We start from the raw sequence: 20,427 nt of genomic DNA on the forward strand, positions 1-20,427 counted from the left end.
ACGCGGCCCGGGTGTGGTGCGGGGGGCCGTGCCGTGACGCTGCATCAAGGATCTCCCTCGTCGTCCGGGCGGCGCGGGCCCGCCTCCGACGGCGCGCCGCCACCCTTGGCCGCTTCTCCGCGCGAGTATTCGCCTGCCCGGACCGGTCCGGACCGGTGCCGCGCCTCCGCCCCCAGGAAATCCTTCTGTCGGACCAGCCTGAAATGACGGTCTGAACACCGACCCGAGCCGAAGGATTTCCTGTCACCCCTGAACCGGGCGTCCCCGTGAAGACGGCTTCCCGAGGCCTCGGGTGCGCTGTCCGGGTGCCTTGCGGCCGTGTCGGGGCCGCCCGGCGCCCGGTGGGGGTATGTCGTGTGGCACGTGATGGACACCCGACCGGTGAGGAGAAGGACATGTACGCGGCGGTGCGGCGGTACGAAGGAGTGACGGATCCAGGCGAGGCGGGGCGACGGGTGGCGGAGGGGTTCGTCCCGATCCTGCGCCGGCTTCCCGGCTTCGTGGCCTACTACTTCATCGACGCCGGGGACGGCGTGATGGTCTCCACCAGCGTCTTCGAGGACCGCGCCGGCGCCGAGGCCTCGGTCAGCCAGGCGGCCGACTACGTCCGGGACAACCTCGCCGCACTCCTCCCCAACCCTCCCCAGGTCTCGGCCGGCGAGGTCCTGGCCGCCGGATAGCGGCTTGCGCGGCGCCCCTGCAACGAGCGGCAGGGGCGCCGCGCGGCCCTTCGGCCAGAGCCAAGGGAGACGGGAGATCCAGGCGCGCAGAGTGAGGCTGCCCTCGGCGGATACGGTCTATGACGTTCACATGACCACCAACGCCCGGCTCGGGCACCGAGGAGCCGTCGATGCACCACCCGGATCCGCCGTACGCCGCGCGCCTCGCGGCCTACGGGACCACGGCCACCCGCCTGTCCCTGCTGAGCGACCGGCGGCTCGGCGACATCGTGGCATCCGCCTCCCCGGCCGGGGCCGGCATCGGCGGCAGGTCCGCGGAGCTGGACATCGACGGCACACGGGTCTTCGTCAAACGGGTGCCGCTGACGGACGTCGAGACCCGGCCGGAGAACGTCCGCTCCACGGCCAACCTCTTCGGCCTGCCGACGTTCTACCAGTACGGGGTGGGCTCGGCCGGGTTCGGCGCCTGGCGGGAGCTCGCGGTCCACACCATGACCACCAACTGGGTCCTGACGGGGGAGTACGAGGGCTTTCCGCTGATGTACCACTGGCGCGTCCTGCCCGACTCCCCGCCCGACGGCTTCGTCGACGAGTTCGGGGGCATCGACGGGGCGGTCGCCCACTGGGACGGCTCGCGGGCCGTACGCGGGAGGCTGGAGGCCATCGGCCGGTCCTCCCACAGCCTGGTGCTCTTCCTGGAACACGTGCCGCAGACCCTCGGCGTGTGGCTGCACGAGCGCCGGGCGAGCGCGGTGACCGGCGACGGCTCTCCGTACGTGTGGGCGGAGAACGCCCTGGCCCAGGGGGCGGCGTTCATGGGCTCCCGCGGGCTCGTGCACTTCGACGCGCACTTCCGCAACGTCCTGACCGACGGCCGGCTGGTCTACTTCGCGGACTTCGGACTCGCCCTGAGCGCGGGCTTCGAGCTCTCGGCGGCCGAGGAACGGTTCCACACCGACCACCTCGCGTACGACCGCCACTACATCGCGGGCCATCTGCTCCGCCACCACCTCGTCGACCACCTGCGAGGCGACACGGAGACGGACGCCTTCCTGCAGGGGTGGATCGCCGGCCGCCGGCCCGACGGCGTTCTGCCGGAGATCGCGGCGATCGTCGAACGGCATGCGCGCACCGCCGTCGTCCTGGACGACTTCCACCGCCGGCTGCTCACGGAGAGCAAGCAGACGCCCTATCCGGCCGCCGAACTCGACCGCGCTCGGGGCGATCTGAACGCACTCTCGGCCGGACCCCGTGGAACGCGTGCCGGATACTCGTACGTCATGACCACCTCGCCCCCTGACAGCCCCGCGGACTTCGCGTCGCGCCTGACCGCGGCCGAGGCGTGGACGGACGCCGCGGTGGGGGCGCACCAGGAGGGGGCGTGGGTACTGACGGCGGAGGAGCGGCGGATCCTGGAGGATGTCGCGGCGGCCACGAACCCGCTGCACGGGGGTCGGTTGCCGCCTTTCAACGACGAGTCGTTGTACGTGCGGCTCGGCCGGATCCGGAACTGGGCCGGTGCGCTGCGGCTGGCCGCGCGGGCGGGAGGCTGGGAACTGCGCCCGGTGACGGGTACGGATCCGTCGTCCTCGGGTCCCCCGATGGGCATGGCCGACCTCCTGTCGGGCATCTACGCGCTCGCCGAGCAGGGGGAGCGGTGGCAACGACTGATGCTGGAGGTGGTCGCCGAGCGCAACGCGGCTGCCCGCAGCGGGACTTCGCAGGAGCGGCCGGACCTCGGCGAGGCACTCGACCGGCGTCGGCCGGGCTTCGCGAAGGACCTGGCCGCGGCAGAGGCGTTCTTCACCGGACCCGGCTCGCTGGAGGACCTGCTCCTCTTCTTCGACTGAGCCCCTACCCGGAGGCCGGGACGCGGTCGGGCGTGCTCCTTTGTACGGCGGGGGAAACCGTCCACCCCGCAGATCGGTGCTTCGCTGCATCCTGGATACCCTGTTCTGACCCTCGCTCGCCTCTCATCAGGCGGCCCTGCACGATCCCGGACGGCCCGCGCCGAAACGTCGTCCTTCCCCCCTGGTGCCCGCAGGCACGAGACCCCTGCTGCTGATGGAGGGTTCCGCCGGGTCCCACGATGGCGGGTAGGGGGTCTCGTCGGCCGGGCTGGGAGGATGATTCCGTGAGCTACGATCTGGCGGTTCTCGCGATGGGTGCTTCAGTCGATGCCGCGGCAGCGAGTGCGATGTTCGAGCGGTGCAGCTCTCCGCACCACGACGAGGGTGAACCGGATGAGCGGATAGTCGGGTTCTACGGGCGGCTGCGTTCGCAGTTCCCCGACCACCCGCCCCGTACGGCGGACTCGCCCTGGATGTCGATGCCGCTGGCGATCGGCATCGACCACGTGATCATGAACCTGAGCTTCTCCACCAAGAGCGACGCCGCGCTCAAGGCGATCGGGGAGCTTGCCGGGGAGTACCGATTGGTGCTGTGGGATCCGCAGTCCCAAGATGTCCACGTGCCGGGCGTCTGAGGTCCGGGGCGGCACCGCCACTGGCTGACTTCCCTTTCCCGAAGGGTTTTTCGGGCGCTTGTCGGGACGGTGGTCGGGCCGTTCGTGATCGTCTGGTGGCCGGTGTTGAGCCCTCGGTCCAGCGGCGGCCCGGCGACGACCGGGTGGGGGAGGGGACGGATACCCGTCGCCGGGCGCCCGGTTGCCGGGGATGATCGGGGGTCTGCCTTGGCGCCCCGCGGCCCACGGCAGCCGGACCCTCCCGGATGCTCCGTCCCGGTGGATGCGGTAGTGACACACTGTCCGGATGAATGATCACCGCCGGCCGCTGTGGCAGCCGTTCTCCGATGCCGAGGCAGCCGTTCACCGGCCGCTCACCCAGGACCAGCAGCCCGCCGCCGACGCGGCGCTGTCGCCCTTCTCCCACACCGAACCGCCAACCCGCGCCCCGGCCCGTCCCACCGGCGGACGGCGCCCCCTGGGCCCCGGCGGCGGCGCCGCGGCCGCAGCCGGCCAGGACGCCTGACCCTGGGCTGTCGCCGACCGGCGCAATGTGCCCCGGGCGGTGGCGGCCCCGCGTCCGAGGTGGCCGGGAGCCGCGGACGGTGTCCGCCGTGGTCCTCCCGGCCGGATGCGCATCAGCGCGCTTCGCCGATCACGGCGTGACCTGACCTGACCTGGTCTGGCCTGACGGCCCGCGCCCACCATCGTGAGCCCGGTCGGTCCGGGCCGCGCTCGAACGCGGCCGATGGCCACGCCCGTTCCGCTGTTCTCCGCACGCTCCTCCGGTGCCGCCGCCAGGGCTGGAGCGATCCGCCGATGAGTTCGAGGCCTTCCCGAGTGCCGTGGTCGTCTCCGGCGGGCCCACCCCGAACCGAAGCCGGCCCCGCGCCCTCCTGCGGCCCACGCCCGCCGACGGCGCCGTTCGTGCTGCGGCGTGAGCGGCCTGCACAGGAGCGAAGGCTCCATGCGCTGAACAGTCGACTCCTGACGCCTCGACAAACCCCCTTGACCAATGGTCAAGAAACGTTGACCATTGGGGGCATGCCTACCGACGAACTTCCCGAGGCGCTCCACGTCACCACTGACGAGCAGCTGCGCGCCGTCTCCAACCTCACGCGCCACCGCATCATGGCCGTGCTCCGCTTCGAGCCCGCGACGATCACGCAGATCGCCGAGCGGGTGGGCCTCGCGAAGGGGAGTTCCAGCTACCACGTACGGCTGCTGGAACGGGCCGGTCTGGTGAAGGTGGTGCGGACGCGGAAGGTTCGGGGGGTCACCGAGCGGTACTACGCGATGGCCACGCGGGGGATCGTGCTGCCGGACCGGGCCGAGGGCGAGCCGGATGTGCTGATGCGGCATGCGGTGGCGGACCTGGAGGCGGCGCCGGTGGAAGGCGAGCGGCATGTGCGGATGGCGCATCTGCGGCTCACCGACGAGCAGTTCGCGGAGCTCGGGGCGCGGCTGCAGGCGCTGGCGGACGAATACCGGGAGCTGTCCGATCCCGCGCTGCCGGACGCGTCGCTCGTTTTCGCGCTGTTCCACCCGGCATCGCGCGCGCAGGCCGAAGGAGACGCCAAGTGACCTCAGTCGTCAGGAAGTTGCCGACCGGGTTCGGACGGCTGTGGACCGCGCAGACGGTGTCCTCGCTCGGTGACGGGGTGACGCACGCCGCGCTGCCGCTGCTCGCGCTGACGTTGACGCGGGATCCGATGGCGCTCGCCGTCGTCACGGCCGCCGGAACGCTGCCGTGGCTGCTCTTCGGGGTGCTCGGCGGTGCGCTGGTGGACCGCTGGGACCGTCGGCGCACGATGTGGGTCACCGACGCGGCGCGCGCGGCGCTGCTCGCGATACCGGCGGCAGCGGCCGCGCTCGACCTGCTGAGCATTCCGTTGCTCGCGGCCGTCGCCTTCCTGCTCGGCCTCGGCGGACTCTTCTTCGACACGGCCGCCACGGCCTACCTGCCGGATCTGCTCGGCCGGGACCCCGCGCTCCTGGAACGCGCCAACTCCCGCCTGCGCGGCGCCCAGACCGCCGCGTCCGGCTTCGCGGGTCCGCCGGCGGGCAGCGCCCTGCTCGCGCTCGGGCGGACGGTTCCGCTGCTCGCCGACGCGGTGTCGTTCGCGCTCTCCGCACTGCTCGTGCGGTCCCTGCCCGCCGTGCCCCGGCCCGTACCGCAGGAGCGTGAGTCGCTGCTGCGGCAGGCGCGGGCCGGTGCCTCGTACGTGTTCCGGGACCGGTTGCTGCTCGGGCTCGCGCTGCGTCCGGCGGTCGGGAACATCGCCTTCCTCGCCGTCGAGACCGTCCTCGCCCTCTTCGCGCACGACCGGCTCGGCATCGGCACCTTCGGCTTCGGCCTGCTCCTCACGGCGGAGGCCACCGGCGGACTGCTCGGCGCGGGCATCGCCTCCTTCCTCGGCCGCCGACTCGGCACCGGCACCGCACTGACCTGCACGGCCGCGGTCGAAGGGCTCGCCATCCTGGGCCTCGCAGCAGCCCCGAACGCGTACGTCGCCGGCCTCGCGCTCGCCGTCTGCGGCGCGGGCATGGGCGCCACGATGGTGCTCGGCCCCTCCCTCCGGCAGGCGATCGTCCCCGCCCACCTGATGGGCCGGGTCGCCTCCACCTCGCGCATGCTCGCCATGTGCGCCGCCCCGTTCGGCGCCTTCCTCGGCGGCTGGCTGGCCACCGCCTACGACGTCCGCACCCCGCTCTACACCGCCGCCGGCCTCCTGCTCATCATGACCGCCGTCACGTCGACCATGACCGGCAACCGCCGGGTCGAGGCGGCGTTGCGCGCCGCCGCCCCGGATCACCGGGATTCCCGCGAGCCCGTCCAGGCGGGTGCCGCGTAGGGCTCCGCGCGGTCGCTGACGAGCGCCGAGTCAGCTCGGAACCGGCCGCGCGGCCACCCGGCCGCGTAGCGGGCGCCGCGCGGGGTAAACGTCGCCCCAGTCGTCCGGGCCCCAGTCGTCCGGGGGAGTACGGAGAATGCGTCGATGCCACGCGAATCGGACCGGATCGCGGAGCCCTGGGGTGCCCGGACACCGTACGGGCCCGGCGGGCGGTGGCCCGCCAGGGTCGACTCCTTCCTGGAGCCGGGGACGTCGGCCGACCAGGTCGAGCGGTGGGTGCGGAGCGCGTCGCTGCTGCACTCCAACGGGGACGCGATGGACATCGCCGTCCACAGGGGGCGGATGGTGGGCGTGCGCGGCCGGGCCGGGGACCGGGTGAACCGCGGGCGGCTCGGCCCCAAGGACCTGTTCGGCTGGCAGGCCAACGCCTCCCCGGACCGCCTGACCCGCCCGCTCGTCCGGGACGGCGGCGAACTGGTGCCCTGCGACTGGGACGGCGCGATGGACCGGATCGTCGCCGAGTCCGGGCGGCTGCTGCGCGAACACGGGCCCGGCGCGATCGGTTTCTACACCTCGGGCCAGCTGTTCCTGGAGGACTACTACACCCTGGCGGTGATCGCCCGCGCCGGGATCGGCACCAACCACCTGGACGGCAACACCCGCCTCTGCACCGCGACGGTGTGCCCGGCCGCGTTCAGCGCCGAGGTGATCTGGCGGACCAGCACTCCGGCCCGGTCCAGACCACCGGTGGACGCCGACTGCTTCCTGGCCATGCCACCAGCCTGCTTCCTGGCCGTGCCACCAGCCCGCGCCCGCCGGACGCGAACGACCGGACACGCACTCTGGGTGACCGGCCGGTCAGGGCTTGAAGAGCACCTTCACGGCGCCGTCCTGCTTCTTCTGGAACATCTCGTACGCCGCAGGAGCCTCGTCGAGCGGGAGGTGGTGGGTGGCGAAGGTGTCGACGCCGAGCGGGTCGTCCTCGGTGAGCAGGGGGAGGAGATCGCCGACCCAGCGGTGCACGTTGGCCTGGCCCATGCGGAGTTGGATCTGCTTGTCGAACATGGTGAGCAGCGGAAGCGGGTCGGTCTGGCCGCCGTAGACGCCCGAGAGGGAGATGGTGCCGCCGCGTCGCACGATGTCGATGGCCAGGTGCAGGGCGTGGAGGCGGTCGACGCCGACGTGTTCCATCATCCTGGCGGCGAGGGCGCTCGGCAGCAGGTTGGTGGCCTGGGCGGCGAGCTTGGCGCCGGGCGAGCCGTGGGCCTCCATGCCGACCGCGTCGATGACCGCGTCCGGGCCCCGGCCCTCGGTGAGGTCACGGATGACGCCGGGGAGGTCCTTGCCGTGTTCCTTGAGGTCCAGGACGTGTACGCCCCGGCGTCGGGCCCGCGTGAGGCGTTCGCCCACCAGGTCGACGCCGATCACCCGGGCCGCGCCGCGGTGCAGGGCGATGCGGCAGCACATGTCGCCGATCGGCCCCAGGCCGAGGACGACGAGGCTGCCGCCCTCGGGCACGGCCGCGTACTCGACGGCCTGCCACGCGGTGGGCAGTACGTCGGAGAGGAAGACGAACCGGTCGTCCACCGGCCCGTGCGGGACCTTGATCGGCAGCTGGTTCCCGAACGGGACGCGCAGCAGTTCGGCCTGCCCGCCCGGGACCTGGCCGTAGAGCTTGGTGTAGCCGAACAGCGCGGCACCGCTGCCGTACTCCCGGACCTGGGTGGTCTCGCACTGCGAGTGCAGGCCCTGCCCGCAGGTGTGGCAGACACCGCACGAGACGTTGAACGGGATCACCACCCGGTCGCCCGCCCGAACGGCGGTGACCTCGGGCCCCACCTCCTGGACGATGCCCATGGGCTCGTGCCCGAGGATGTCGCCCGCCTCCAGGAAGGGACCGAGGACCTCGTAGAGGTGGAGATCCGACCCGCACAATCCGCTGGTGGTCACCTTGATGACCACATCGGTCGGATCCTTGACGGCCGGATCGGGAACGGTGTCGACACGGACGTCTCGCCTGCCGTGCCAGGTCAAGGCCTTCATCGTCACTCCTCGTGGGGTGCTGTTCCGAGGCTCACCCTCCCGGCGTCTCTCCACGTCCCCGCGCGCGAAACGGGTATGCCCGGTGCAGGTCACTCCGCAGGCCGTGAGCGGCCGGTGGGCTCGGTGCGTGTGCCGGGCCGCTCCACCGGGGCCGTGCCGGACCGGCTCGCGGGGCCACGATCGGAGGATCCCAGCCGACCACGCGGCCCTGACCGGGCCTACCGTCGGGACTATGACGACCGAGGGCACGACCACCGTCGTAGGGGTGCGGGCGACGGACGAGGTGCACGCCGCGCTGGAGGACCTCAGCACGCGCCGCAGACCCTGGACGACCTACGAGCAGGGCATGCTGCACGCCTACCGGTGGGCTGTCGGGACCCGGGCCGCCGCGCCCGTCACCGCGGACGAGGTGACGGGACCACCGGGGCCGTGCCGGGCGCGGCTCCTCGCGGAGTGCCGGGCCGCGGCGGCACTGCTCCGCGCGGGAGCCGGCGCGGGCGCGGGTCCGAGCGCCGGCCCGAGCGCGGAGGCCGAGCTGGCGCTGGGCGCGTACGTGGCGCTGGCCTGGATCTGCGGGCTCCACGACGAACGGCACTGAGGCGGGGACGGGATGCCGGTGTCCCGGTCGCCGGGCGCGGGTGGGTCAGGAGGGCGAGCCGGCGGGCAGCTCCAGGCCACGGGCGGTGACGAGGCGGGTGGCGCCGTCGGCCAGGCGGTAGGAGAGGCCGATGACCGCGGCGGTGCCGGCGTCGACGGCCTCGGCGAGGGTGCGTGAGCGCTCCAGCAGGAGGTCGACGGTGTGCCGGATGTGGGTGTCGATGAAGTCGGCGTCGTCGGTGTGCCCGGCGGCGCGGGAGGCCAGCACGCTGGGCGTGACGCGTTCGATGACGTCGCGCACGTAGCCGCTGGCGGTGGTGCCGTTCCGGACGGCTTCGCGGGTGGCGGCGACCGCGCCGCAGGAGTCGTGGCCGAGGACGACGACGAGCGGGCTGCCGAGGACGCTGACGCCGTACTCGATGCTGCCGAGCACCTCCGGGCCCATGACGTGACCGGCGGTGCGGACGACGAACAGGTCGCCCAGCCCGCGGTCGAAGATGATCTCCGCGGCGAGGCGGGAGTCGGAGCAGCCGAACAGGACCGCGAAGGGGCTCTGGGCCGGGGCGGTGGCGGCGCGGCGGGCGGCGTCCTGGTTCGGGTGCTCGGGGGTGCCCGCGATGAAGCGCCGGTTGCCGGCCAGCAGCGTCTCGAGCGCGGAGTGGACATTCATTCGATCACCGGTCATGGCGGCAGCCTACGTGTGGGGCGTCGCGGGGGCGTACGGGGGCTGGTCCGGCCGGGGTGGACCGGGTGTGTGGTACGGGCGGCGGTCCGGGTGGTCCTACCTCGGCCTGGTGGAGCCCTGCCGGCGGCCGAGGAGAACGCCGACGCACGCCTCCCAGTCGATGTGCCGGCCCTCGGTTCCCGCCGGAACGGCGCGGTAGGTGTGCCGGAGGAAGCCGGCGACGTCGTCCGAGCGGGCCAGGAGCAGGGCCACCGCGTTGCCGCGTTCCTCGGAGAGGGCGAGGTACAGGTGACGGTGGCCGGCGGGCTCGACACGGACGTCGCCCTCGCCGCTCGGGCCCGTCAGGCCCTCGGCCAGGAGGTCGCGTCCGAACACCCAGGTCACCGGTTCCGGTTCATCGGGGAAGCGGCAGCGGACGGCGTAGGGGTCGGCGCCGGTGTAGGAGAGCTCCGCCGTCACGGGCGCGAGCGTGCCCCGGCCGGTCTGTAACCGCATCGTCGTCCGGGCCGTGATCCGGTCCATGCCTCGTTCTCCCCTCGTCGTTGGTCAGCGATCCGTGTGCCCCGTCGGGCGGACCTCATGCCGCCTTCCACGACCTCAACCGGCGCCCGGCTGCTCACCCCTGAACCCGAGAGCCCCGAGCCCCGCCCCGCCCGCTGCATCAGTGGCCGGCGGAGCCCTCGTCGAGGAGTGGGGCGAGGCCGTCGAGGAGGCGCTGGAGGCCGAACTCGAAGAGGGCGTCGAGGTCGAGGTGGTAGCCGTCCGCGGTGAGGCGTGCGAGCGCGGGGAACCGGCCGGTGGCCAGAACCGCCAGGAACGCGGGCTCCTGGGTGTCCATCCACTCCTCGCTGTCCAGACCGCTGTGCGCCTCGGCCTCCCGCTCCGACTCCAGGTTGACCGCGACACCACGGACGTAGTTGAGCAGCACGAGGTGCGCGGTGAAGGCGGACCGCAGGTCGAGTCCGTGGGCGTGCAGAGTGGCGAGCGTCCACTCGCTGTACGGCAGCGCCGAGGTGATCATCTGAGGGCGTGTCATCGACAGGGCCGGCGCGTACCACGGGTGGCGGCGGAAGAGGTCCCAGAGCTGCCGGGCCGCCAGCTCGATCGCCTCGCGCCAGCCCTCCGGGGGGTCGGCGGGCAACGGGTACCGCGCGATGACCGTGTCCATCATCCGCGTCAGCAGATCGTCCTTGTCGGCCACGTGCCGGTACAACGACATGGTCGCCACCCCGAGCTCGGCGGCCACCCGGCGCATCGAGATCGCGGCCAGCCCCTCCGAGTCGGCGACCGTGACGGCGGCGCCGACGATTCGTCCGGGCGTGAGCGCCGCCTGGCCCGGTGACGCATCGGGCGGCCCGCCCGGGCGGGCGGCGGCAGCGGTTCGGGCGGCCCGCACCGGACGGCCCGGGGCCGCCACGACCGTCCCGACGCCGGGGACGGTGCGGACCATCCCCTCGCGGCGCAGCTCGGTGAGCACCTTGGTCGCGGTCGCCATCGCGACGCCCCACTGCCGGGTGATCTCGCGGGTCGAGGGCACGCGATCGCCCGGCGCCAGTTCCCCCGCCTCGATCCGCCGCCGCAGTTCGCCGACGATCTGGCTGTAGCGCGGTACCGCCTGTCCGCCCACCGATACCCCCTGCACTAGTGCACCTGGATGAGCGCCATCCTAGCCCCCGGCGCCGGCGATGCCCGGACACGAGTACCTTCCCCGCCCCTCAGCACTAGTGCAGTAGTGCTCAACACCCCATCCTGAAAAGGGATTTCCTGCTTGCGCACTACCCTGCGTACGGCGTACGTTCGCAGCATGTCGAACAACGGGATACTCATCTGCGGGGCCGGCATCGCCGGGCCCGCGCTGGCGTACTGGCTACGCAAGGGAGGCTTCAGGGCCACGATCGTGGAACGCGCGCCGGGGCCCCGGCCGGGCGGGCAGACCGTGGACCTGCGCGGCGCCGGCCGCACCGTGATCGAGCGGATGGGCCTGATGGACCGGGCCAGGGCGCAGAGCGTGGACCAGCGCGGCCTCGCACTCGTCGACGCCTCCGGCCGGACCACCGCGCGGCTACCCGCCGACAGTTTCGGCGGCGAGGGGATCGTCTCCGAGATCGAGATCCTGCGAGGCGATCTCGCCCGCCTGCTGTACGAGGCCACCCTGCCGGACACGGAGTACCTGTTCGACGACACCGTCACCCGGATCGACCAGGACGCGGACGCGGTCACCGTCACCTTCGAGAAGGCCGCGCCGCGCCGGTTCGGGCTGGTCATCGGCGCGGACGGACCGCACTCCGTGGTCCGCGCGCTGACCTTCGGCCCGGAGCGGGACTTCGTCCGTCCGCTCGGCCTCTACACCACCTGGTTCACCGCCACCGACGACCTGGAACTCGACGGCTGGTACCTGATGCACAACGCGCCCGGCGGGCTGGTCGTCTCCGCACGGCCCGGCCGCCTCCCCGGCGAGATCAAGGCCGGCCTCAGCTTCCGCTCGGCACCGATCGCCTACGACCGCCGCGACATCGCCGCCCAGCAGGACCTCGTGACCCGACGCTTCGCCGGCGTCGGCTGGGAGACCCCACGCCTGCTGCGGGCCATGCGCACCGCCCCGGACTTCTACTTCGACTCCCTGGGCCAGGTCCGCCTCGACCGCTGGTCACGCGGCCGGGTGGCACTCCTCGGCGACGCCGGATACTGCGCGACCCCACTGACCGGCCTGGGGACCAGCCTGGCCCTGGTCGGCGCCTACGTCCTGGCCGGTGAGCTCGCCGCCGCCGAGGGCGACCACCGCACCGCCTTCCGCCGCTACGACGAGGTGCTGCGCCCGTACGTGAGCCAGGCCCATCAGCTCCCGCCGGGCGGCGCCTCGGGATTCGCGCCTTCGAGCCGGCTCGGCATCCGCCTGCGGGACCTCTCCATGCGCCGGATGACCCGCTGGCCGATGCGGAACCTGCTCGCCGCGCAGTTCGCCAAGGCCGGGGACATCGCACTGCCGGAGTACGGTCCCGCCGCGGACATCCGGTGAGCGGCCCCGGCCACGGGGGCGGCGCCGGGACCTGAAACGGGGTGTCACGACCCGGCGCCGTCCGACCCGGCGCCGGGTAAGTCCGGCCCGCACCTCGGCGCGGGCCGTTCGAGCGGGACGTCGATCGAGTCGAGCCGTTGAAACGGCCGTGTCGCCCCGGCCGGAGCGGCGCCAGGGTGTGCGCGTCCGTTCGGTGTCCTTCCGTACGCGGCCGTCGGGCCGGGCCGGCTCACCACCCGTTTGCGCGGCGATTCGTGCGGCTGCGGGACCCCCGAGTGACCCGAGAGGGGTCGGCAGGAGCCAGAGGAGGACATCGTGGCTGAGTCGGGACCGGTGAAGAAGATCGTGGACAGGGTGGTGGAGGCCGCGGAAGGGATCGCTCCCGGGCAGCGGCCGAAGGTGCCGGGCGCGCCCGGCACCGAACCACCGAAGGTGGCGGAGCCGACCGAACCGAGGGCTCCGCTGCCTCCGAAGCCGGACCAGCAGGCGCCCGCCCCGCTGTCCCCGACCGGGCGGGACACCGGGGCGCCGTCGGATGCCGCGGCGCAGAACGGCGGCTACCTGACGACCGCGCAGGGTGTTCGGCTGCCGGACTCGGATCACTCGCTGAAGGCGGGCCCCCGGGGGCCGGTGCTGCTGCAGGACCACCACCTGCGCGAGAAGATCATGCACTTCGACCACGAGCGGATCCCCGAGCGGGTCGTGCACGCCCGGGGCGCGGCCGCCCACGGCACCTTCCGCGGTTACGGCACCGCTGCCGGCGTGACCAGGGCGGCGTCCTGGGCGGTGGACTTCACGGCCTCCAGGGCCTCGGCCTTGGTCGAGGGCAGGAGCGCCGCGGCGAGCAGGCCCGCGCCGAAGGCCATCAGGCCGAGGGCCAGGGGACTGCCCTGGGTCTTCCGGCGGATCTGGGCGGGCGCCCGCTGGATGCTGTCGCCGATGTCGGTGGCGGTGTCCTTCGTGGTGGACCCGGCGCGCGCGGCGGTGTCCATGGCGGTGTCGCGCAGCCGCGCGGCCTTGTCCGTGGCGCTGTCGGCGACGCCGCGGGTGGGCGGCGACGTGGGTGCGCAAGCCGGCGAGGGGCGCTCTCGGGTCGACCGGGGATCTTCGGCCCGGGAACGTGGTCGGCAGAAGGCACGCCCAGGGGCCCGCCGGCTCCTCCGGACGGCGGACGTCCAGGGGCACGTGCCTGCGGCCGCTCCTAGCGTCGGCGGTATGACAACGGAGGACGCGGTGCTGGTGGGGGTACGGTCGGCGGACGAGGTGTTCACCGCCCTGGAGGAGTTCGGCGTGTCGCCCCGGCCGTTCACCGGCTACGCGGAGGGACTGCTGGAGGCGTACCGGTGGGCGGTCGGTGCGCGGCCCGTCGCGCCGGTGACAGCCGCCCGAACGGCGGGCCCGTTGGGGCCCTGCCGGGCGCAACTGCTCGCGGAGTGCCAGGCCGCGGCCGTGGCGATCGGCCCGGAAGCGGACCGGAGGGGGAGAGCGGACGCGGAGCGGACGCTGGGCGTCTACGCGGCGCTGGCCTGGTTGTGCGGCCACCATGACGATCGGCCCTGACCGGCATCCGCCGCGGCGCAGCTGCCGCCGGAGCTCGACGCCGTCGTGCTGTCCCACCTGCACGGCGACCACGGGGACCGGCGGGCCCGCCGGTCCCCGGACCGGGCCGTGCCGATCGTCACGACACCCCACGCGGCACGCCGGCCACAGGCGATCCACGGTGCCGGCGGGCACGTGGGGGCGGCAGCGGGGCAGCCGACCCGCGGCCAGCACACAGCCCCGTTCGAGCCCGTGCAGGCGTACGGCGTCGGCGGCGTAGACGCTGCAGCTGGGAACGTAGCGGCATCTGACGCGGAGCCGGGGCGAGAGGTGGCGCCGGTAGCGGCGGACGGCGTGCAGGAACAGCGCCGAACCACGGCGCGAGAGCGCGGGGCTGCCGACCCGGACGGCCGTGGCCGCCAGGGCGAGCAGCAGGCCGGAGAGGGTCAACCGGTTGTCCAGGGTGTCGCAGCCGGAGGCGCAGCCCTGTTCGCAGACCTCCTTGCAGGCGGCATCGCAGGCGCTGGAGGCGACACCGCCGCCGGAACTACGGCGTTTGTGGGTGGTGGCCATCGGATCTCTCGTCCCTTCGTGGTCGGGTCGCGGACGCCGGGGAAGCAGCCGGGATCGTGACCGTCGTGGGCCGTGGTGAGCGAGGGGGACTGCTGGCGGGCCGAATGCGGCCGCTCAGGGCCCGTGATGGAACGGTGTGTGGACGGGGGCGTTGCGGCGCCATGAGTCGCAGAGCCGGCCCGCCAGCAGGTGCTCGGCCGCCGAGTCGGCCGGCAGGGGCAGGTGCAGGGCCTGCAGCAGGTTGAAACGGTGCAGGTCGAAGGCGTTCTGCACGGCCGCCCGAAGCGTCGGCACGGTGTCCACCGCGCTGCGGTAGGAGAGCACGGCGAGGGCCAGCGGCAGCAGGGCGAGCAGGGTCCACCAGCGGGCCGGTGCGAGGAGGGGGAGCCCGGCCAGGGTGGCGATCACCGACACGGTGGCCAGCGCGACGGCCTGGTCCAGCGAGTTGCGCGCGTCGTCCACCAGGAGCCGGGCCTGGTCGGGGAGGACGGCGTACAACCGGGGCCATGCCACGTCGGAGCGCCAGCCGTGCTCCTCGCCCGCGTGCGCCCACAGGGCGAGCAGCGCGTTGCCCAGCGCGGTCGCCCGTACGTCCTCGTCCCGGGGAGGATAGGCCAGATCCCGCTGCCGGGCCGCGCGGAAGGCGACATCGGCCACGGCCTGCCGCTGGTCCGCGGGCAGGGCGAGGAGCTGGGCGGAGGCGTCCCGTTCCGTCGTGTCGAACCCCTGCTTGGTGCTCAGGTGGGCCCGGCGGCGGGCGGAGCGCAACGGGAACCGGACCGCGCCCTGCCACAGCCGGTGCGCGCTCGGCAGGGCGGCCTGCAGCAGGACCGCCACGACCAGGACGACCAGCACGAGGAGGACCACCGCGCCCACGCTCAACCCGCCGACGCCGCGGCTGATGCCGGAGAGCCCGGGGTGTCCCTGCGGCGCCCCGGACCAGACCAGGCACAGCAGGTAGAGCGCGCCCGCGGTCACCGGCAGCAGGACGACCAGCAGGAACCGGGCGGAGAAGACGGACAGCGCCGAGGACGCGAGGTCGGTGGGGTTCACGGCCGGCCGTCCTCCTGCATCGGTGTCCGGTGGACGGGGCAGGCCGGCGGCATGCCGTAGAGCTTGACCTGCTGCTGCGGGCACCCCGCCACCGGGCACCGGTAGACGAAGATCCGCGCGTCGACGGGGTCGTCGGAGCCCACCGGACGGAGGTACGTGGCCTCGCCGCCGGTCATGGGCACGCTCATGCCGTAGTTCTCCCGGAGGAACGCCCGGCTGGTCACCACCTCTTCGGGCTCGTCCGCGACCCTGACGAGGATCCACGGCCGCCGGAGCCCGTCCTGCTTGACGGCCTCCTCCAGCCTTTCGCAGCCGTCCTCGAACGAGGTCATGGCGGGCAGCTCCAGCACCAGCAGGTCCGCTTCGGGCGGAGGGGTGGGAGCGGAGGGGTCGGCCAGCTCGGCGAATTCGTTCATGGGTCCTCCCCGGTGATGCGGTGGGTGCTCGGTGATGCGGTGGGCGTTCGGGCCGACGGGTGCGCCGAGGGCGCGGGTGGTGTCAGGGGCGCGGGGTCAGGGGCCGAGATGGAGGTAGGGGGCCCAGGCCCAGAGCCTCGCCTGCGGTGCGGAGGTGTGGGAGCGGCGGGCCAGCACGGCGCGGTGCAGCAGCCGGGCGGCCTCCTCAGGGTCGAAGGGATCGTCGGGGTGCGGCTCGTCGACGTGCGGCTCATCGGCGTACGGCTGTCGGTCGCCGGGCCGCCGGTCGGTCCGGTAGACCTCCGCGGTGATCGCCGTGGTCTCGTCCGCGTCCACCGGCCACAGGGTGGCGACGGCCTGTCGCCAACCGGCGAACACCATGGCCGCGGCGGTGCTGATGACCTCGTCGGCGGTCCGGGAGTCGACGGTGGCCGTCCGGCAGGCGGTCAGCGAGACGAACGCGGCGTCGGCGCGGTCCCCGGCGAGCAGGGGCAGCGGGACGACTCCGTCCGTGAGCACCAGCCCGCTGAGTTCGGGGCGGTCCGGGTTGAAGTGGCCGTGGCACATCACGTGGAGCATCTGGTGGCCGGGCAGCTCGGAGAGCACGCGCACGGAGTCCGCCGCGCCGTCGTCGACAATCGTCGCGTCGGGGAAGCGCGCGGTCACGATGGACCGTTGGGCGTCGGCACCGGGAAGCACCGGGGCGTTCGCCACCCGGTCCGCGAGGACGGCCAGCATCCGGAGCCCTTGCCCGCCGTCGGCCGCCCGCGCGGCCGGAGCCCCGGCTGCGGCGGCCGAGGCGAGTACGGCCACCGTCGGGGTGTAGGACGGGACCACCCGATCCAGGACGCTCTCGCCGGGGCGCGCGTGCCGCCCGGCGGCGTGCAGGGGGAGGAGCGCGAGGCCACCGGTCGGACACCACCACAGCCGTGGGGGTTCGGAGCCCGCGGCCGCGGGGCCGATGGCCAGGTGGTCGAGGACCGGCGCGGCGACGGAGTCCCAGAGCCAGGTCGTGAGGCCGTCCAACGCCCGGTTGAACGGCCCGGTGACGGCGATGCCGTACGGGCTCGGGCGCGTGGCGCACCGCTTCTCGAACGCCTGCTCGGCTGTCAGGTGGCGGGCGACCTGACCCTGGACGTCGGCGAGCGTCACGGACAGCTCCAGCCCGTGGACACCCCCGGGACCGACCAGCAGGGCGTCACAGCGGTGCTGGCTGATGTTGACGACCACCACGGTGCCCGGCAGTCGGGCACACAGCTCGTGCACGTCGACGCGGTCGAGGAACCCCGGACAGAGGATCCGGGCCTCGGCCACCGCCCCGGCCCAGTCGGCCTCGGCCGCCCGGAGCCGGTCCGCGCCGGCGTCGAGCAGTCGCAGACCGGAGGACTGCCCGGCCGCCGGCGGGACGGACGGGAGCGCCACGAGCGAACCGGACCGCAGGACGGCGGCGATGGCCCGCAGGCGGAGGGCGAGCTCCGGGTCGGCCTCCGCCACCGGGGCGAGCTCGGTGCGCAGGTCCAGCACGCGTTGCCACAGCACCGCCCGGCACTCCTCCAGCAGGGCCAACGCGTCGACGGGATCACCGGCGGCGATCGCCGCCGCGGCGGCGTCCGGCCCCAGGAACTGCCAGTCCGCCAGCAGCCGGCGGACGTCGCCCGCGTCCAGCCCGACCGCGGTCCAGCGGCGGAGCAGGTCGACGGCCAGCCGGTAGCCCTTGTGCGCGCGGGCGGGGTCCCCGAGCTCCATGGCGAGCCGGGCGCCGCGTTCGGCCGCGACCAGCCGGTCGGCCAGCGGGGCGGTGGGGGACCCGGCGACCTCGGCCAGGTCGCACAGGGCGGCGGCGATCGGCCCGCTGGTGGGAACCCCCGGGGGTTCGGCGGGCGTGGTGGGGAGTCCCGGGGGTTCGGCGGGCGCGGCGGAGGGCCCGTGCGGATCGGGGCGGTGCGTCAGGAGGGTGGTCTCGGCGCGCAGCAGCTGGAGTTCGTGCCGACGGAGGGTACCGGTCGGGGACCCCTCGGCCAGGGCGGTGTCGAGGAGGTCGGCCGCCTCGCGGAGGTCGTCGTCCGTGGGTTCGGGTTCGCCTGCCGTGGCCGTGGCCGCGGCCTCCGGACGGTGCCGTGAGTGCGCCAGCAGGCACCGGACGAGCTCGGCCCGGGCCCAGGAGGCGGCGGCGCCGTCCGCGCCGCGGTCGGCGAGGCCGAGGGCCGTCCGGGCGGCGTCGGCGGCGTTCCCGAGACTCGTGAGGGAGAGGGTCACCATGGCCGCGGTCTCCTGCCGCTGGGCGGCGGCCTCGTCACCGGACTCGGGCGGGGTGTGCTCCGCGGCCGCCAGGGCGAGGGTCGCCTCCGCCCGGCAGCGCAGGGCGTGTGCATGGCCCGTCAGCAGCACGGCGCGGAGCCGGTCGTCCGGCCCGGCGAGGTCCAGCGCCCGGCGGGCGATCGGAACGGCCTCGGACAGCAGGGTGGGGTCGTCCAGGAACTCGGCGGCCCGGCAGAGCGCGGTCTGGAGCCCGTGCAGCCGGCCGGGCAGCCACGGCGACCCGTCCGGCGTCGCCGACACGAGCTCGCGGTGGAGGGCGACCAGGTCCAGCAGATCGGTCTCGGAGCGTACGGTCCGGCCCCGCAGGTCGAGCAGGATGGCCAGGTCGTGCTCGTACAGCGGCCGGTCGGCCGCTCCCGCGAGCGCCAGCGCGGTCCGGGCCAGCCCGATCGCCCGGTCGAGGTCCTGGTCCGCGTCGGCGGTCAGCCGGAGCCGACCCTGTTCGTACAGTGCGGCGGCCCAGCGGGAGTGACACTCCGCCGCTGCCGGGTGGTCGGCGGGGACGTGGGCCGCCGCCGTGGCGGCGGCCAGTACGGCGGCCCCGAGGGACGGGAGGTCCCCGGTGGACCGGTGGACGGCGAGGTAGACCGTGGACAGGACGCAGAGGACGCCGAAGTCATCCGGCGAGGACGGCCGGCCGGCGAGCGCGGCCTCGGCACAGGCACGGGCCTCGCCCAGGTCGTCCACCGCCCCCAGCAGCCTGGGCGTGGAAGGCACGGCGACCGCCGCGGCCGTGGTCGACCGCTCGTGGCGCAGGACGAGGAGGTCGGTGAGGTTCATCAGGTCGCCCGGGTCCAGGTCGCGCGGATCCGGCTCGGCCGGATCGAGGTCACCCGGACCCGGCTCGTCCGGGTCCGGCTCGCTCGGGTCCAGGCCGTCCAGGCCGTCCAGGCCGTCCGGGCCGTCCGGGCCGCCGTGGCCCGGCCGCCTGCCGTCGGCAGCGCCCGCCGTGCACGCCTCCCGCAGGTGTGCGATGGCGTCGTCGAGGTCCTCGCGTCCGCCGCGGTGCTGGAACAGATTGGACTCGGCCAGCCCCAACGCCGACAGCGCCGCCGACCGCAGACCGGGAAGGCGGTCGTCGGCGAGCTCCACGGCCCGCCGGGCGTGGAACCGCGCCTGGTCCAGGTCCTCCTCCTGGCCGGGCAGGCGCGCCCGCAGGGCGAACAGGTGGCTGAGGCCGAGATGGAGGACCGCGACCCGGTCGTCGCCCTGTTTCCCGGCGACCGTGAGCGCGACGGTCCGCTGCCCGATGGCCTTGGTGAGGTCTTCCGGGCGGCGCCGGGGTCTTCCGTTGAGGTACCGGTGGACCAGCAGGTCCGCGATCAGGACCCGGCTGCGCACCAGGTCCCCGCCCTCGGGCAGGTAGGGGACCGCCTTCCCCAGCACCTGAAGCCCGCGCTCCAACCGTGCGTCGGCGAGGTCGTCCGTCGGCCGGAAGGCCAGGGGGTCGCGCGGATCGAGCCCGACGAGGTGGGCCAGTACGGTCCCCAGGAGGACGGCTGCCGCGGTCCACGGCCCGGCGCCGGGCGGCTGCCGGGCGATGACCGCCTCCAGCAGGCCGACCGCCTCCGGCCATCCGCTCCCCACCGCGGGGCCGGGCCCATCGGCCGAGGGCCCGGAGGACTCGTGGGGTCCGGTGCGGCCCTCGGCCGCCATGAGGCGGTCGAGCAGCCGCTCCGCCAGTGCCAGGGCGACCGGCGGGTCACCCGGTCCGCCGTGTCCCGCGAGCTCCTCGCGGTAGCGTCCGCAGGCGGTGACGGCGTCCGCCAGGTCGTCCGGACCGCCGTCCGTCAGCAGGGTCCCACCGATCACGGCCCAGATCCGGTGGTCCGACGGCAGCGGGCCCCGCCCGGCGACCGCGGCCGGCGTCCCGGGCGGAACCAGGCCGGGGCGCTCGGCCCGCAGGTACTCCAGCAGCGGTTCCACGGCGGCGCGTGAAACGCCCCGGAGATCAAGCCCGTTCGCCCCGGCGGGCAGGGCGGGCGCCGTGCAGCGACACAGGTACAGCCAGAGGGCCAGCCACCGCTCCTCCGGCTCCCCGGTCACGCCCGGCGCGGCGGACGTGCTCAGCAGCATCCGGACGACATCGCCGTCGGCATCGGGCCCCAGAGCGTCGGCGTCGCCCCGGAGCAGGTATCGGACGGTCCGGCGGGCCACATCCGCCTTCGCACTGCCGGTGCACACCGA

The 20,427-nt window shown here is 74.2% G+C and carries 16 protein-coding genes and 4 pseudogenes; 11 read left to right on the forward strand and 9 right to left on the reverse strand.

The genetic code is table 11. From position 1 onward, the window contains the following. Window positions 1-356: 356 nt before the first annotated feature. The 7 genes and pseudogenes from ACWEQL_RS24370 to ACWEQL_RS24400 form a co-directional block, all read left to right on the forward strand. Complete coding sequence (locus ACWEQL_RS24370; protein ID WP_452152426.1) at window positions 357-680, forward strand: hypothetical protein; 324 nt, start codon at window positions 357-359, stop codon at window positions 678-680. Between the two features lie 170 nt (window positions 681-850). Next, window positions 851-1,903 (forward strand): annotated as a pseudogene (locus ACWEQL_RS24375) (protein kinase family protein); the annotation flags it as partial. A 911-nt stretch (window positions 1,904-2,814) separates the two neighbouring features. Then, window positions 2,815-3,165, forward strand: a complete 351-nt coding sequence (locus tag ACWEQL_RS24380; RefSeq protein ID WP_452152427.1) for a hypothetical protein — start codon at window positions 2,815-2,817, stop codon at window positions 3,163-3,165. Window positions 3,166-3,451: 286 nt separating this feature from the next. Then, complete coding sequence (locus ACWEQL_RS24385) at window positions 3,452-3,670, forward strand: hypothetical protein (RefSeq protein WP_452152428.1); 219 nt, start codon at window positions 3,452-3,454, stop codon at window positions 3,668-3,670. A 518-nt stretch (window positions 3,671-4,188) separates the two neighbouring features. Beyond that, on the forward strand, window positions 4,189-4,728 hold the full coding sequence (locus ACWEQL_RS24390; RefSeq protein ID WP_452152429.1) for an ArsR/SmtB family transcription factor: 540 nt from the start codon (window positions 4,189-4,191) through the stop codon (window positions 4,726-4,728). Continuing rightward, the gene (locus ACWEQL_RS24395) at window positions 4,725-5,999 is read left to right on the forward strand and encodes an MFS transporter (protein WP_452152430.1); all 1,275 of its coding nucleotides are present in this window, start codon (window positions 4,725-4,727) and stop codon (window positions 5,997-5,999) included. The genes ACWEQL_RS24390 and ACWEQL_RS24395 overlap by 4 nt, the downstream gene beginning before the upstream one ends. 144 nt (window positions 6,000-6,143) lie before the next feature. Further along, window positions 6,144-6,689: pseudogene (locus ACWEQL_RS24400) on the forward strand (molybdopterin-dependent oxidoreductase); the annotation flags it as partial. 168 nt (window positions 6,690-6,857) lie between these two features. Here the strand turns inward: ACWEQL_RS24400 and ACWEQL_RS24405 are convergent. After that, a complete protein-coding gene (locus ACWEQL_RS24405; RefSeq protein ID WP_452152431.1) occupies window positions 6,858-8,042 on the reverse strand; it encodes a zinc-dependent alcohol dehydrogenase in 1,185 nt (394 codons plus the stop codon). A gap of 232 nt (window positions 8,043-8,274) precedes the next feature. Here ACWEQL_RS24405 and ACWEQL_RS24410 point away from each other — a divergent pair, with 232 nt between their 5' ends. Then, window positions 8,275-8,640, forward strand: coding sequence for a hypothetical protein (locus ACWEQL_RS24410; RefSeq protein WP_452152432.1), 366 nt, complete (start codon window positions 8,275-8,277; stop codon window positions 8,638-8,640). 45 nt (window positions 8,641-8,685) lie between these two features. Here ACWEQL_RS24410 and ACWEQL_RS24415 read toward each other — a convergent pair whose 3' ends face one another. From ACWEQL_RS24415 to ACWEQL_RS24425, 3 genes are all read right to left on the reverse strand, one after another. Beyond that, the gene (locus ACWEQL_RS24415; protein WP_452152433.1) at window positions 8,686-9,324 is read right to left on the reverse strand and encodes a carbonic anhydrase; all 639 of its coding nucleotides are present in this window, start codon (window positions 9,322-9,324) and stop codon (window positions 8,686-8,688) included. A 96-nt stretch (window positions 9,325-9,420) separates the two neighbouring features. After that, window positions 9,421-9,846 carry an SsgA family sporulation/cell division regulator gene (locus ACWEQL_RS24420; protein WP_452152434.1) on the reverse strand — a complete coding sequence of 142 codons (426 nt, stop codon included), beginning with the start codon at window positions 9,844-9,846 and terminating at the stop codon, window positions 9,421-9,423. Window positions 9,847-9,985: 139 nt separating this feature from the next. After that, on the reverse strand, window positions 9,986-10,951 hold the full coding sequence (locus ACWEQL_RS24425; protein ID WP_452152435.1) for a TetR/AcrR family transcriptional regulator C-terminal domain-containing protein: 966 nt from the start codon (window positions 10,949-10,951) through the stop codon (window positions 9,986-9,988). A 177-nt stretch (window positions 10,952-11,128) separates the two neighbouring features. Here ACWEQL_RS24425 and ACWEQL_RS24430 point away from each other — a divergent pair, with 177 nt between their 5' ends. Further along, entirely contained in the window at window positions 11,129-12,340 is a 1,212-nt protein-coding gene (locus tag ACWEQL_RS24430; RefSeq protein WP_452152436.1) for an FAD-dependent monooxygenase, read from the forward strand. Window positions 12,341-12,682: 342 nt separating this feature from the next. Then, window positions 12,683-13,132: pseudogene (locus ACWEQL_RS24435) on the forward strand (catalase); the annotation flags it as partial. Here ACWEQL_RS24435 and ACWEQL_RS24440 read toward each other — a convergent pair. Then, on the reverse strand, window positions 13,084-13,332 hold the full coding sequence (locus ACWEQL_RS24440) for a hypothetical protein (protein WP_452152450.1): 249 nt from the start codon (window positions 13,330-13,332) through the stop codon (window positions 13,084-13,086). The pseudogene ACWEQL_RS24435 and the gene ACWEQL_RS24440 sit on opposite strands and share 49 nt — an antisense overlap. A gap of 223 nt (window positions 13,333-13,555) precedes the next feature. Here ACWEQL_RS24440 and ACWEQL_RS24445 point away from each other — a divergent pair, with 223 nt between their 5' ends. Further along, window positions 13,556-13,900: a hypothetical protein gene (locus ACWEQL_RS24445; RefSeq protein ID WP_452152451.1), complete on the forward strand. Its 345-nt coding sequence runs from the start codon at window positions 13,556-13,558 to the stop codon at window positions 13,898-13,900. A gap of 222 nt (window positions 13,901-14,122) precedes the next feature. On the opposite strand, the pseudogene yidD reads toward ACWEQL_RS24445, so the two are convergent. The 4 genes and pseudogenes from yidD to ACWEQL_RS24465 all read right to left on the reverse strand — a co-directional run. Then, window positions 14,123-14,452 (reverse strand): annotated as a pseudogene (yidD, locus tag ACWEQL_RS24450) (membrane protein insertion efficiency factor YidD); the annotation flags it as partial. Window positions 14,453-14,566: 114 nt separating this feature from the next. Next, a complete protein-coding gene (locus ACWEQL_RS24455) occupies window positions 14,567-15,505 on the reverse strand; it encodes a hypothetical protein (protein WP_452152437.1) in 939 nt (312 codons plus the stop codon). Beyond that, a complete protein-coding gene (locus ACWEQL_RS24460) occupies window positions 15,502-15,921 on the reverse strand; it encodes a hypothetical protein (protein WP_452152438.1) in 420 nt (139 codons plus the stop codon). Before ACWEQL_RS24460 ends, ACWEQL_RS24455 begins: the two co-directional genes overlap by 4 nt. Before the next feature lie 96 nt (window positions 15,922-16,017). After that, window positions 16,018-20,424, reverse strand: a complete 4,407-nt coding sequence (locus ACWEQL_RS24465) for a CHAT domain-containing protein (RefSeq protein ID WP_452152439.1) — start codon at window positions 20,422-20,424, stop codon at window positions 16,018-16,020. Window positions 20,425-20,427 lie beyond the last annotated feature (3 nt).

The organism is Kitasatospora sp. NPDC004240, from assembly GCF_053603215.1.